Consider the following 14,619-nt stretch of genomic DNA (forward strand, 5'->3'; position numbering starts at 1 on the left):
ACCCCCAATTCATTCGTAAGTAAGGCACAAAAAAGAGAAGGCTAAATCCTAAGCCTTCTCTCCATATTCGACGCGGACTAACGAATTTCCTTCCGGAGCACTTCGACCGCTTTGTTCAATTGTGTATCGTACTTCGGATCTTGAAGACGTATCTTGATGCCAGCCTCGAGCTTCTGGGCTGTCGCATCATCCACATAACCTGTCTCCGGCAAGCCCGATTGCATCTGGAACGCTCGCACCGCCTGCTCAGTCTTATGATCGAAATAACCGTCCTTACGGCCCGGATGATAAGCAAGACCCTCCAGCATCACTTGCAGGTTCTTCACATCTTCATTATTCATATCGTATTTCAGTTCTTCCTTCTGCGACAGCCGAGCGACGAAATAATAATCCGGCTCCTTCACTTCCAAATCCGGCTTAATGCCGCTCTTATGCACCCAAGTCCCTTTGGGAGTGAGCCACTTCGCGAACGTCATCTTGAGCAAGCTGCCGTCATCGAACTCTTCCTTGTATGTGACCTGCATGGTTCCTTTGCCAAAAGACGATACGCCCACAAGCTTCGCTAACTGATGATCTTGCAACGCGCCAGCCAGAATCTCCGAGGCGCTCGCGCTGCCTTCATTAATTAACGTAATTATCGGATATTTCTTCGTCCCTTTTCCACGGGACAACGCCTTCGTCACCTTCTCATCCCGACGCTCCTGCTGATAGATCACCTGTCCAGATGGAATGAAATTCTCTGCAATGTCCGTTACAACAGGAACGAAGCCGCCAGGATTGTTACGCACATCAATGATTAGCCCTTTCATGCCGCCTTGTTCCAGCTTCGTTAGTTCCTCTTTGAATCGTTTTCCCGTATTCATCGAGAACTGACGAATTTCAATCAGTCCGATCTTCTGGTCTAACATTTGCCCATGCACCGTCTCCAGACTAATGTCCTCCCGGATGACCTCGAATTCGAGCAATGCATCAACACCCGTACGGCGGACTTTGATCTTCGCCTTCGTTCCTTTCGGACCACGAATGCGGTCAATGGCTTCACTTAGCTTCAGCCCGTCCAGCTTCTCACCATTAATCGAGACGAATACATCCTTCGGTAAGATTCCTGCGCGTTCTGCCGGAGTACCCTTGATCGGTGACAATACCGTTACCTTGTTATCCTCCATGGTCACTTCCGCACCAATGCCCGTGTAGGTCCCTTCCAAGCTCGATGCGAATTGCCCTGCGGATTGCTCATTCATATATACGGAGTAAGGGTCTTTGAGCGCATCCATCATGCCATTCACTGCGCCGTCAATGACCTTCTCCCGATCAACATCACTATAATATTGACCTTCGATCAATTGCAGTGTTGTGTTCAACTTCTTAAATTCATTGTTCGTAAACCCAGAGAACTTCGTCGTGCTCGCTTGTCGATCACCACTTGTCAAAATCGGATTCTCCACCACCGTCAACGTAATTAGGCACGTTGCGAACATGGTGAGCAGAACAAATGCGATCACTGCCCGACCTGTAAATTTCACAAGAATCACCACCTTATAACCAACTCCCACAGGAGAGGTTTCCATCTTTTCACAAGATTCTCGTGGTAGTATATGACAAGCATGCACCTTTTATTTGCATATTTCAGGCGAGCGTGAGAAAAGTCTACCCTGCAGTCTATAAATTCAAGTAACCGACTGGATTCTTCGGTACTTCATTCACCCGCACTTCGAAATGCAAATGGTTTCCTGTCGACTGCCCCGTACTGCCTACTTCAGCTATTTTCTGGCCTTTCTTCACTTCCTGGCCTTTCTCAACGACGATCCCGCCATTACGGATATGTCCGTATAACGTCCATATTCCATTACCGTGGTTAATGATGACACAGTTCCCGTAGCCACTAACCGTCTGAGCAACGATGACGATCCCTGCTTCTGCAGCATAAATTGATGTGCCTTTCGGCGCGGCGAAATCAAGTCCTGTATGCATTTTTCCCTTTTGCCCTGTCACAGGATGGGTCCGTGGTCCGAAGCCGGATGAAATTCGGAAAGTCTGAATTGGCATACCCAGCTTGCCGCCTTTATATTTCGGCTTGAATTTTTTCTTCTTCTCTTGCAGCTCCGCTGTCTTCTTCGCGAGCTCCATGACGAATTTCTCTTGCTCATCGCTGATCTCTTCGCCCTCTTCAATCTTCTTGCTGAGGCTCGCGATCATCACTTCTTTTTGCTTCTCTTTGCCTGCAAGCTCTTCCTTGGTGAGGTTCATTTTGGTATAGAGCGCTCGAACTTGCTTTAGATCGCCCTCAACCTGCTTCTTCTTATCGATAACCAGCAGCTTGTCCCGTTTGTTGTCAGCTAAGATATCTTTATCCTGACCAACAACCGATTTCAGCATATCAATACGATCTAGAAAATCCGAGAAGCTCGCCGAATCAAGCAGTACATCGAGATAGGAGACAAATCCATTCGTATACATGAGACGCAAGCGCGAATCCAGCAGCTCACTACGGCTCTGAACACGTTCGGTCGCTTCTTCAAGTTCAACCGCTGCCAGGCGGAGCTTTTCCTCCGTCTGGTCGATCTGTTCAGAAGTATTCATCATATCTTTGGTAACATCATTAATTTGCGCCATAATAACCGTGATTTCTGAAGCCGTACGTTCTTTGGCAAACTTCGCTTCCTTCACACTCTTCTCAGCGAGCTGCTGTTTCTTCATCGCGGAACGCTGTTGCTGTTGTAATTTCTTGATTTCTTTATTAATTTTATCGAGCTCTGACTCCGCATGGGTCTGCATCGGTGGCACCGTCGTAAAGATAAGACCCATCATGATAAGCAATAACATCAGTTTCTTCTTCAAAAGACTTTCCCCTCCATGTTCTTTTCAGGTTCTTCTTCGATTATGAAACTAAAATAATAAATAAGAGTTCAAAATTCGACTTGTTAGCACCGAGAAGGTTGCGAGAACCCGAAGAAGGAGGAACGGAGTTTAGGAGAAACCTAAATGAGTACCGGACTTCAAGGGTGAACGCAAGATTCGATGCCGAACACTCTTCTCGATTCAACATCGTGATAATAAGGTGAATTTTGAACTACCATTCTAGACTCTTAAGAATTTGCGGATGGAGACGGTGGACCCCCAAACCCCGATCAAGACACCTAATCCGAGGATAACCCCACCTACCGATAACCATAGCTCTTGCAGCGGCATCAGCTTAATCAGCATAAGCCCAAGCTCCACCTGAGTGAGCTTCACTAGACGATAATAACCGGTGAATAGAATCCCAATCGTAACCGCGGAACCCAAAAATCCAATCAAGGCACCCTCAATAAAAAATGGCACACGGATAAAGTGGTTCGTTGCGCCCACCAGCTTCATGATACCGATCTCTCGACGACGTGCAATGATGGTCACTTTGATCGTATTCGAAATTAAGAACATCGACGTAATCGCAAGACCCGCCACGACGATGAGACCTGCATTCCGGATCGTGTCCGTCACGGCGAACATCTTCTCAACAGTACCTTCGCCATATTTGACTTTGGCAATGACTTTCTCGGTCGTCGTCTTCTTGAGCTCTTCAATTTTCTTCGCTACAGTCGGAATAGTCGTTGGCTCCAAGACATCGACAACCAGTGTATCTGGCAGCGGATTCGTATCCTCCGTATATCCGGATAACAGTTCCTTACCGTCTTCACCTAAATTTTCACGGAAGATCTTCATGCCCTCTTCCTTCGTGACAACCTCTACCTTGCTGACTTCACTCATGTTGCCGATTTCGGTATGTAGTTGCTCCCGCTGCTCTTTTGTCGTGTTCGGCTCCAAGTACACTTGGATTTGAACCTGACTCTCGACTTGTCCAGCGAGCGCGTTAATGTTCAATGATAAGACCAAGAATACACCTAATATAAATAGAGAAATGACGATCGAGCTAATGGAAGCAAAGGACATCCATCCATTGCGAATCACATTCTTCGCGCCTTCCCGCAAGTGTCGAAGTATTGTTCTAAATGTCATAGCCGTAATCTCCTCGCACTTGATCTCGCACGATTTGGCCGCCTTCGATCGCGATAACACGTTTACGAATCGTATTTACAATCTCTTTGTTATGCGTTGCCATAATAATCGTCGTTCCGCGGAAATTAATCTCTTCCAGCAGGTTCATAATGCCCCACGATGTCTCAGGGTCTAAATTCCCCGTCGGCTCATCCGCGACAATCACGGATGGATTATTCACGATCGCGCGAGCAATCGAGATCCGCTGCTGCTCACCACCTGAGAGCTGGGCCGGAAGGCTGTTCGCCTTACTTTTCAACCCGACCAAATCCAGCACTTCGCTCACGCGACGCTTAATCAGCTTGCGCGGGGCTTCAATCACTTCCATGGCAAACGCAATATTCTCGAATGCCGTCAAATTCGGCAATAATCTAAAATCTTGGAATACAACGCCGATGTTACGGCGTACATAAGGAATCTTACGCTGCTTCAGCCGGCCTACATTAAAACCGTTCACTGAAATTTGACCCTTTGTCGGAACTTCTTCTCTATAAATAAGCTTCATAAATGTCGATTTACCAGCACCAGACGGTCCTACCAGATACACAAATTCATTTCGGTCAATACGAACTGAAACCCCACGAAGGGCATGTGTTCCGTCCGCATACGTCTTCCATATATCCTGCATTTCAATCACAATATCACTCCCGGAACATAGTTAGCCCTTAATATATTCGACACATTACCCAAAATTCCTTTATTCCCAGGTGATTTCCAACAAGTTTCGAGTGTTTCATAAATCGTTCAGAATGAAAATCATCTTGAAAATCGAACTCGCATATACATGATACAAGGGTTGATTTTTCAAGATAAATTCAGAGGAGCGTTCAGCAAATGAGACGGATTCATATCGGATTCATCGTAGTAGCATTCATCGTATTGGTCGGTGTTGGCACGTGGGGTTGGCTGCACAGTTATGCATCACAATCCACATTGCCGAAGGGCGTAACACTCGCAAATTGGAACGTTGGCGACATGAAAATGAACGAAGTGATCGCAGCTTATCAGCAGCAGATTGAGCAGCTTAATGAAAAGAAAATCACACTAAGAATCGATGCACCGAAGGCTGTCGAACGGGTTATCACGATGAAGCAGCTCGGCGTTACGTTCGAGGAATCGGGATTATTACAAGAGATGAAGAAATTAACCGAAGGAAATCTGTGGGACCGCGTGCAATATCGCTACTCGATGCCCAAACAATGGAATCTCATCGTCAAGTGGGATGACACCGCCTTGATGAAGCAATATGATGCCGCTTGGGAGAAAAAATATATGGGACAGTCCGTGAATGCCGTACGGCTTATCAGCCCGCAAGATGTCGTCAGCTACATACCAGACCAGTCGGCTAATCGTATTGATTGGGAGCGAACCAAACAAGATATTGCGAAGCAAATTCCGCGTGAATTTATAAGCGAGACAGCGGCGAAACAAGTTGCTACGGTTCAATTCACACTCAAGGAGATGCCTGCCAAAATCACACTCGATGCACTTAAGGCAGAGGGTGTCGAGCGCAAAATCATGGAGTTCACAACAAGCTTCGCAACGAGCGCACAGGGTCGGGTGTACAATGTTACCGCCGCAGCCAAGACGCTGAACAATACCATTCTCAAACCAGGTGACGTATTCGATTATGGCAAAATCATTGCGGCAACAGAAAAGAAATTCGGTTTTCGTGAAGCCCCGGTTATTTTCAAAGGGAAGCTCATTCCCGGTATCGGGGGCGGGATCTGTCAAGTATCAAGTACCCTTTATAACGCTGCCATACGTACAGGGCTTCAAATTGTCGAACGGCGCAATCATTCTTTACCTGTAAGCTATTTGCCAATTGGGCAGGATGCGACTTTCTCCGAAGGCAATATTAACTTCCGCTTCAAGAACACGACAGGCAAAACCCTGCTTATTCGCGCAGAAGTTGTCAATAAAGAGCTGACCATCAAACTTTTCGGTACGATGGATAAAGATACGCGTTACGATATCAGCTCCAGTACGGTTAAAGTCCTTGAACCTCCGGTCAAATATGTCGTCGACAGCAGCCTGCCGGCCGGCGGACGTGAAGTCCTCTCCGAGGGCAAGCAAGGATATATTGTAGAAACTTACCGGACGCTGACGAAGAACGGGAAAGTGATCGAGAAGAAGCGCATTTCACGTGATACGTACCAGCCTCAGCCCATGCTCGTCGCGGTTAATAATGGCGAGGAAGTATCGAACTCCAAATCGAAGGATGACACAAAGGAAATTTTGGAGGACGGCGTTTCTTGAAAAAGCTAGTTCTTACCCGCGCAGATCGGTTATAATGAATACCGTGTTTTCGGGCGCCGTGCTAATGCCTCGGTGCCGTCGGATCAAACGAAACAACATCATCGCTCTTCATCGGGCGATGTGCGAAGGCAGGGTATGCAACATGCAGGAAATCATCATGAAAGATCGCCCTTTCGGCGCGCGCGCGGAAGCGAAAATACCTCGTGCGCCATGGACGGATGGAAGAACAAGCGCGGAAGCTGTCCCGAATACGGCGGCTGACGCGTTTTATTTTCGTGCGCTGGAGGAGCGAGGTATCACGTTAAATGAATCGCAAATTCAAGCCGTTCGGCATGGTGACGGACCGTTATTGACCATCGCAGGGGCCGGCTCTGGCAAGACATCCGTTCTGGTCAGCCGGACAGGCTATCTCATCGCGGTGCGCAAGGTGGCGCCTCGCAATATCTTACTCGTTACTTTCACGAGCAAAGCCGCAGCGGAGATGAAGTCGCGGATTGCACGGCTTCCAGGAATATCGCCTCGTGCAGCGAATGAGGTCCAAGCCCGGACCTTCCATGCCTTCTTCTTGATGATTCTGAAGCATCATGGATATACCCAGCGCTTATTAAGCGAGACCCGGTTCCAACAGATCGTCATGAAGCGCATCCTGCGTGAGCTCGGCTTGCACCAATCCTATGAGCCCGAGACTGTACTCGCCCTACTCTCTTCCTATAAGATGAAATGCGCCCTACTCGATGAGCTGCCGGAGCAATCTCTCGAAGAACGAGACTTAAAGGCAGCGATGCTCCGGTATGAGACCTGGAAGAAAGAGACCCATCAGATGGATTTCGATGATGTCCTCGTCTTCGCTCATCAACTGCTGCTTGAGAATACCTCACTCCTCGCCTCCTTGCAGCGGCGCTTCCAATATGTGATGGCCGATGAATTCCAGGATACGAATCATCTGCAATATGTGCTTCTGCGCATGATCGTTGCAGGCAACCGCAATTTGATGGTCGTCGGGGATGATGATCAGACGATCTATACGTTCAACGGCGCGGAGCATACGTTTATATTGAATTTCCATTTGGAATATCCAGAGACGAAGACAATCACGCTCGACATTAACTATCGGTCGAACGCGAATATTGTCGGGCTCGGCAACGCCGTCATCGTCCACAATAAAGAACGGAAAGTCAAAACCTTGAAGGTCAGCGGGGAACAGCATAAAGAATGGCGCGAAGACGACTTTAAGCCGCAGTATATGCGCCCAGGCGGCACCGATGAAGAAGCAGAGCTCATCGTGCGGCATATTCAGGAACAGATCGCATCCGAGCAATTCGACTATCGGGAGATTGCCATCCTCCATCGTACCGCGAGCAGCAGCCGCGCCATGTTCGAGCAGCTGGTCCTTAGCGAGATGCCGTTCGTGCAATACGGCGCGGGGCCTCTCTTCTATGATCAGTGGCTGGTGAAACCCGTCATGGACCATCTGCGGCTCGCTTTGAACCCGCGGGATATGGTCTCGCTCGAGAGCGCTGTCGCGGCGCTTTACGTCTCACGCGAAGTTGGCAGTGCATATATCCAGCGGCAGGATAAGCTGAAGCCGAAGAAATATCCGCTCATCCATCTGCAGGATTGGCCAGAGCTGAAGAGCTATCAGCGAGATGCCGTGAAAGAGCGTATTCGGTTGATCAAATCACTCAAAGCGATGAAACCGATCTTCGCGATTCAAGAAATTCGCCGTCAATTCTATGAGAAATACGTCGAAGTGCATGATGTGCATAAATGGACGCAGCATAAGGAGACACTGACGGAGACGTTAGATGAACTGGAATCCGCAGCCAAGCGATTCGATACGGTGGAAGCCTTTATCGCCTTCGTCGACGAGATGTCCACGAAGCATACGGAAATGACCGAGCTGATGCACAATAAAGATGCCGATGCCATCACGCTCATGACGATTCACCGCTCGAAGGGTCTTGAATTCCCATGCGTCTATCTCATCGGCGCATCCGAAGGAATTCTGCCGCACAGCTCTGCGCTGCAGGAAGCAGAAGAGCCGAAGGGCGACCCGAAGCGCGGTGAACGAGCGATACGGCGCATGAAGCTGCGGACTGAGCGGCGAGGTGAGGGCCGTGGCGGCGATGACGTCGAAGCCATGGCTGCTCGCAGCGAGATCGCAGCTGCGACAAGCGGAGCGGCAGGCGGCATGTCTACCGCCGCTGCCGCGCTAGAAGAAGAGCGACGTCTCGCGTACGTCGCTGTCACCCGGGCGCAGGAGGAGCTGTACATCAGCTCCCCCGCGCACTACCGCGGCAAAAAAGCGGACGTGTCCCGCTTTTTTGCCGCAGCCTTTGGCGGCGCCGTGCCGGAGCGCCGCCCAGCCGCCCCGCTCGCGCGCACAGCGACAGCGCGTGCGGACGGGGCCCGCACCGCCGCGGCTCCCGCAGGCGCGGCGGTGCGGCGCGTCCGTGCATGGCTGTGCACGGACGCGGGCTGCCCCGCGTGGATGCGTATGAATCCACGCGAGGCAGCAGACCCGGCAGCGGCGAGCAAGGCGTGCCCGCTGTGCAAGGGCCCCATGGCACCTGGAGAACGCCAGGTGCCTGCCCGAGACTAGCGTGGCCTAGGCAGGCCACCCTATCTTTTATCCTTTTTTCACGCATTAATCTTGATCAAATGAACTACTATTATTAGCCATCCTTCTTCAGGTGGTGCTCGCCTTCTATTTTTAGTACACTAGAAGTAGAGCATAACAGGATAGCGCATGACCCGGAAAGGAGCATCCTCTGATGGAATTATACCCCGCCCAATCAGACAACCAGGCGATGAAAATCCCGAGCAATCTGGATCACCTGATCTGTAAAATTGAACAATGGAACCAGGTTCCAACCTTGTACCAGCTGGCTCTCAAGGAGCTTGAGAATAAGATGAAGGTCATCGAAGCCGAATGGAAAATGCGTGATGGCTATTGTCCGATTGAACATACGAAGACGAGGATCAAATCCATCAACAGCGTTATTAAGAAGCTGGAGCGTAAAGGCATCAGCGTTACGATCGAGAACGCCATCACCCAAATCTACGACGTCGCAGGCATGCGAATCGTCTGTGCCTTCGTGAACGATATCTATATGATTCTAGATCACCTCAAGCAACGAGATGACTTGAGCATTATCGAGATTAAAGACTATATCGCGAATCCGAAGCCGAACGGTTATCAAAGTCTGCATGTCATCGTGCAGGTACCGCTTGTGTTATTCGAAGATACATGCTGGATTAGCGTCGAAATTCAGCTCCGCACCCTTGCGATGGATTTCTGGGCGAGTATGGAGCATATTATTTTCTATAAATATGAGAAGGAAGTACCGCCTCACGTGCTGCAAGAGCTCACGAAAGTAGCGCTCGCCGCCGACGATCTCGACAAGAAAATGTTCGCGCTCCGTAAGGAAGTGCAGTCTTACAGCGTGACCCAAATCGAAGCGGAAGAGTCCTCCAAATCGATGTCCGTTCGCGACCTACTTTTCGACACGAACGACGCATAGATCAAATGTGGTTCCCCATACTAACCCTTATAGAGAGGGGGGAGAACCGCAGATGGCTAAGCAACAAGGACATGCTCGTCAGAATACAACGACACGCACCAAAGACCGCAAGAGCGGCAAAGGCAAGAGCTAACATCCACTTATAGCCACAAACGGCCCGAGCCGACCTCTTCGACGAGGCGGTCCGAGCCGTTTTTCAATATCCCATAAGGATAAGACTTGGCATTCGTAATGTCCTGCGCTCGGCAGGTATGCAGTTGTCCCTTCTCATCGAGCCATGAAACGTCGCTCCCTGCTGTTTCTCCAATCCGAATGATCAGATAAATTTTTATATTTGCAAAAAGTCATGTATGAAACGCTATTCCCATGAGATAATACTCCTATTCTGCATTACTTCGTTCTTCAAATTCGCAACTTTTTCTCAAATTGAATTTTATTCTATTTACAATGTCATCAAAATCCATTAAGATTTGAGTGACAAAACGTCATGCATGAGGGCATCATAAACACTTAAACGCTTAATCAAGGAACACATGTGTTATTGAAGCAAATCTTTGACTTCAAAGAGGAGGAATATTGGATGAGTAACGTTAAGTTGCAGCATATGATCGATCACACCGTATTGAAAGCAGACACACGTAGACAGGAGATTATTACGCTATGTGAGGAAGCTAGAACATATAATTTCGCTTCGGTATGCGTCAATCCAACGTGGGTTGAACTTGCTGCGAAGGAACTTGAAGGATCCGACGTTAAGGTATGTACTGTCATTGGATTCCCACTTGGGGCGAATACACCCGAGACGAAAGCATTCGAAGTGCGTGATGCGATTAGCAAGGGCGCAGGAGAAGTGGATATGGTCATTAACATCGGGGCGCTGAAGGATCAGGACGATGCATTGGTCGAGCGTGATATTCGTGCGGTTGTTGAAGCCGCTGCAGGTAAAGCTCTCGTGAAGGTTATTATCGAAACTTGTCTGCTGACAGAAGAAGAGAAGGTTCGGGCGTGCGAAATTTCGGTGAAGGCCGGCGCAGATTTCGTCAAGACTTCGACAGGTTTCTCTACAGGAGGCGCGACGATTGAAGATGTGGCGTTAATGCGCAAGACGGTTGGGGAGCACGTTGGTGTGAAGGCTTCGGGCGGCGTACGCAGTCTAGAAGACATGAACAACATGGTGAAGGCTGGAGCCAATCGGATCGGGACAAGCTCTGGTGTCAAAATTCTTCGTGGCGAGCAATCCACGTCCTACTAAACGCCAAACATACAAAAAGCGGCTGAATCGCATTCAGCCGCTTTTGTTATATTTTCGATTCCCCCGCCGATTATGGCAGAATTTCTTCCGTGAAGTAATCTAAGATCATGCAGCCAGCCCCTTGCGCCACACTATTGTAGTCCGTTGTCGCCTTCGTAATCTCGATATGGCTGTTCGGATACTGCGCCATTCTCTTCAGGGCTGCTTCAGACGCCACTTCGTAGAAGAGCGATTTCGGGACAAGTGTTCCCCCGCAGACCACAACATCTGGATGCAAGAGGAAGATGAGGTTCGAGAGACCGATACCGAAATAATACGCTGCTTCTTTGATGACTTCCTGGCATAGTGGATCTTCTTGTTCCAATGCATCAAGAATGTGGTGAAAGTCGATCTCCTCCACATCGTTGACCTGCTCTTGAAGAGAGGAGTATTTCCCCCGTTTCATCTGACGAATGACTTCATCCCGAATAGCCGGCAGGCTGCTATAAGCTTGCAGACAACCATAGGAACCGCAGGAGCAGCGCTGTCCATGCATATCAACAATGATATGACCGAAAGCATCCTCCATGCCATGCTTATGATTCACCATCCGGCCATTCTGTATAACGCCGCAGCGAATGCCCATATCGCTCGAGACGAACACGAGACTGTCCCTATCCTTCCAGTGATTCTTCCGGTACTCTCCTAGAGCCGCCAGATTGGTCCCATTATCGAGCAGCACAAGCGTGTTATTCTGCTTCGTCAAATATTCTACAATATTCAGATCCCACCCCTCGGCCTTGAACGGATGATGGTGGATCGCTCCCCGCTCAGGGTCGATCGGATCCAGAACCCCTACACCAATGCCTAGAAGCTTCTCTCTACGAATATGATGTTCCGCAAGCAGTTGATCAATGCAGCCGGTTACGTAATTGAGCGTATATTCACCCGTACATTGTTCGTTCATCTTGAGCTTCTTCGACCCTAGAATATCGAGACTCAAATCTAGTAGCAGCACGGTTGTATATAAGTTGGTCACCTCAACGCCGATCAAATAATGAGCATTCGGATTGATCTCATACATGAGCGGCTTTCGACCCCCGCTCGACTCGCCGAGTCCGCTATCCTGTACAAGCCCTACTTGCGCCAGCTCGTCGAGCAGACGTGCACATGTCGTGTGCTTGTAACCTGTCATTTCCGACAGAATATTAATCCTTACCGCACCTAGCTTACGGATCAGGCTATATAGAAGTTTTAAGCTTTTCATCTTTGGCGATGTCACGCCAACGAATTCCGTTATCATAATGCCCTCCAGAACAGTTCATTTTATCGGCTATGCACCTCATTATACAACAAAACCACGCTGAATAATGGCTAGGAACCACCCCTTTTATCATTTTATGGTTTTTCTCTCCAAAACAACTCTTTCTTTTTCTATATTTTTGAATAAAGAAACTCATATAGAACAATTTTATGAACTTTGTATCGATATTTTAATATATCTTTTAATCAAATTGGTTTTTAATCATTTACTTTCGGGAGAAGATACTATACACTTGAACCATACAAACCGAATAGCCATCAAGGAGGAATGATTCATGCATAACATGAACCAAATTAACGAAGCACGCGATTTCATACTCAACCAGATGGATTATCGTCCAACGATCGGTATGATTCTAGGGTCCGGCTTAGGCACACTTGCTGACGAGATTGAAAACCCTTTCAAAATCCCATATAGCCAAATCCCATACTTTGCAAAGTCCGGTGCTGTAGGCCATGCGAATGAATTGGTCATCGGACAGCTTCAAGGCAAGACCGTTGTAGCGATGAAAGGCCGCTTCCACTACTACGAAGGTTTTACGCTCGATGAGGTGACATTCCCGGTTCGTGTCATGAAAGCATTAGGTGTGGAGAATATTCTCATCACCAATGCATGCGGAGCAGTTAATACGTCATTTAAGCCTGGCGATTTGATGCTCATTACCGATCACATTAATCTCGTGGGCACCAATCCGTTAATTGGACCGAATAATGATGCGCTCGGTACACGTTTCCCTGACGTCTCTCAAGTCTACAACCGTGAATTGCGTGCGCTTGCCGTAGAGGTAGCGAAGGAACAAGACATGAGCCTGCAAGAAGGTGTCTATGCTTGGTGGAGCGGTCCTGCGTATGAGACGCCTGCTGAAATTCGTATGATTCGTACGCTTGGCGCCGATGCCGTCGGGATGTCAACGGTTCCTGAAGCAGTCGTTGCGGTGCATGGCAATATGAAGGTGCTCGGTATTTCCTGCTTAACGAATATGGCTTGCGGGATTCTCGATCAACCTTTGAATCATGAAGAAGTGATCGAAGTCGCAAGCCAAGTAAGAGCGAAATTCGTGGAACTCGTCAAAGGCATTTTGCGCAAAATGAAGTAAAGAGGCGACACCCCTTCAATATATATCGACTTCACTAGCTCAGGTAACCGAGTAGCTATATTTATCACCCAAGCAAAAAAGACCCTGAACCGCCAAGTTCACAGGGTCTTTTTTGTTATTTTAAAAAGCCATTATTTGTGCCTATTCTTCTACGCTTTCGTCGAACCCGTATCATCAAGGTATTGTTCCAACGTCACGCCTGCAGCCGCAATTTCCTTCGCCAGATCTACGCCGACATAACGAATATGCCAAGGCTCATAGACATAGCCGGTAACATCCTCTTTCCCTTCGAGATAACGAATAATGAATCCGTACTCCGCAGCATGCTCTGCAAGCCACTTGCCTTCGGTCGTATCCCCGAACATCTGCTCAAGGCCAAAGCTTGCACTCTCACTAGATACATCCATCGCAAGACCTGTCTGATGTTCACTTTTCCCAGGAACCGCGCTTACCTTCTCTGCGTATTCACGACCGTTTCTTTTCACATTGCTGTTAAACACAGTCACTTGGCGTTTATACGAGCGGTACCCCGATACGGCAAACAGATGAATCCCATCCTGCTTCCCGTCTTCGAACAGCTTCTCCAGCGCTTCAGCGGCTTCTTTGCGCATCAGACGCTTCTCTACTTTCTCATTAAAAGAAAACTTCACATTCGGCTCCACCAAGTCAGGCGGTTCATAGCCATCGGGCAAGGATCGTTGTTTGTTCACAACGACTGCCATGGATTCCGGATTCGTCACTACTTCTTTATCCCCCTGCTGGGTAACTGTCCTGCTAAGCGCATACTCACTAGCAAGCGTTGATTGGTTCTTATCTCCGTCAGGTTTCTCCTGCTGTTCTCCCGTATTCCCCTGCTGCTCCTCTGCCGACGTCTCAGAATCGGCATGTACCGATTGAACGATTTCTGTCGATTTACAAGCAGTCAAGCCGACACATAGCGCGAGTAACATCGACATCAGCACCCGTTTCTTGACTTTGTTCATCACAGTCTCTCCCTACTCTTCACATGTTGATAGCTCTTTTAAGTATAATCGAGTGGAAAATAGGGGTCAACATCCGACAAATTCTATCAAGAATGTAAAAATGTCCATTCGACGAAAACTTGCATTGACAGCATTACCCAGGCAGGCCTACAATACAGTTTATTATA

At 48.6% G+C, this 14,619-nt stretch carries 11 protein-coding genes; 5 read left to right on the top strand and 6 right to left on the bottom strand.

The genetic code is table 11. The features are described from left to right. Positions 1-77 precede the first annotated feature (77 nt). The 4 genes from ACFQZR_RS00625 to ftsE all read right to left on the bottom strand — a co-directional run bounded on the left by ACFQZR_RS00625 (position 78) and on the right by ftsE (position 4,672). Positions 78-1,523 carry a S41 family peptidase gene (locus ACFQZR_RS00625; protein WP_379341868.1) on the bottom strand — a complete coding sequence of 482 codons (1,446 nt, stop codon included), beginning with the start codon at positions 1,521-1,523 and terminating at the stop codon, positions 78-80. 136 nt (positions 1,524-1,659) lie between these two features. Beyond that, the gene (locus ACFQZR_RS00630; protein WP_379341870.1) at positions 1,660-2,838 is read right to left on the bottom strand and encodes a murein hydrolase activator EnvC family protein; all 1,179 of its coding nucleotides are present in this window, start codon (positions 2,836-2,838) and stop codon (positions 1,660-1,662) included. Between the two features lie 240 nt (positions 2,839-3,078). After that, positions 3,079-3,996: a permease-like cell division protein FtsX gene (ftsX, locus tag ACFQZR_RS00635; RefSeq protein WP_379341873.1), complete on the bottom strand. Its 918-nt coding sequence runs from the start codon at positions 3,994-3,996 to the stop codon at positions 3,079-3,081. Continuing rightward, positions 3,986-4,672, bottom strand: a complete 687-nt coding sequence (ftsE, locus tag ACFQZR_RS00640; protein ID WP_018758722.1) for a cell division ATP-binding protein FtsE — start codon at positions 4,670-4,672, stop codon at positions 3,986-3,988. The genes ftsX and ftsE overlap by 11 nt, the downstream gene beginning before the upstream one ends. A 197-nt stretch (positions 4,673-4,869) precedes the next feature. Between ftsE and ACFQZR_RS00645 the strand changes: the two genes are divergently transcribed. From ACFQZR_RS00645 to deoC, 4 genes are all read left to right on the top strand, one after another. Further along, on the top strand, positions 4,870-6,294 hold the full coding sequence (locus ACFQZR_RS00645) for a VanW family protein (RefSeq protein ID WP_379341875.1): 1,425 nt from the start codon (positions 4,870-4,872) through the stop codon (positions 6,292-6,294). Between the two features lie 157 nt (positions 6,295-6,451). Further along, on the top strand, positions 6,452-8,896 hold the full coding sequence (locus ACFQZR_RS00650; RefSeq protein WP_379341877.1) for a UvrD-helicase domain-containing protein: 2,445 nt from the start codon (positions 6,452-6,454) through the stop codon (positions 8,894-8,896). 208 nt (positions 8,897-9,104) lie between these two features. Beyond that, positions 9,105-9,818 carry a GTP pyrophosphokinase gene (locus ACFQZR_RS00655; RefSeq protein ID WP_379342024.1) on the top strand — a complete coding sequence of 238 codons (714 nt, stop codon included), beginning with the start codon at positions 9,105-9,107 and terminating at the stop codon, positions 9,816-9,818. 604 nt (positions 9,819-10,422) lie between these two features. Continuing rightward, complete coding sequence (deoC, locus tag ACFQZR_RS00660; RefSeq protein WP_379342026.1) at positions 10,423-11,070, top strand: deoxyribose-phosphate aldolase; 648 nt, start codon at positions 10,423-10,425, stop codon at positions 11,068-11,070. A gap of 70 nt (positions 11,071-11,140) precedes the next feature. Here the strand turns inward: deoC and ACFQZR_RS00665 are convergent, their stop codons facing one another. Beyond that, on the bottom strand, positions 11,141-12,352 hold the full coding sequence (locus ACFQZR_RS00665; RefSeq protein ID WP_379341879.1) for an ROK family protein: 1,212 nt from the start codon (positions 12,350-12,352) through the stop codon (positions 11,141-11,143). A gap of 295 nt (positions 12,353-12,647) precedes the next feature. Here ACFQZR_RS00665 and ACFQZR_RS00670 point away from each other — a divergent pair, with 295 nt between their 5' ends. Continuing rightward, on the top strand, positions 12,648-13,469 hold the full coding sequence (locus ACFQZR_RS00670) for a purine-nucleoside phosphorylase (RefSeq protein WP_379341881.1): 822 nt from the start codon (positions 12,648-12,650) through the stop codon (positions 13,467-13,469). Positions 13,470-13,618: 149 nt separating this feature from the next. On the opposite strand, the gene ACFQZR_RS00675 is transcribed toward ACFQZR_RS00670, so the two are convergent. After that, the gene (locus ACFQZR_RS00675; protein ID WP_379341883.1) at positions 13,619-14,452 is read right to left on the bottom strand and encodes a M15 family metallopeptidase; all 834 of its coding nucleotides are present in this window, start codon (positions 14,450-14,452) and stop codon (positions 13,619-13,621) included. Positions 14,453-14,619: the final 167 nt, after the last annotated feature.

The sequence above is a fragment of the Paenibacillus sp. GCM10027629 genome (genome assembly GCF_042676425.1).
GTDB classification, from domain to species: domain Bacteria; phylum Bacillota; class Bacilli; order Paenibacillales; family Paenibacillaceae; genus Paenibacillus_K; species Paenibacillus_K terrigena.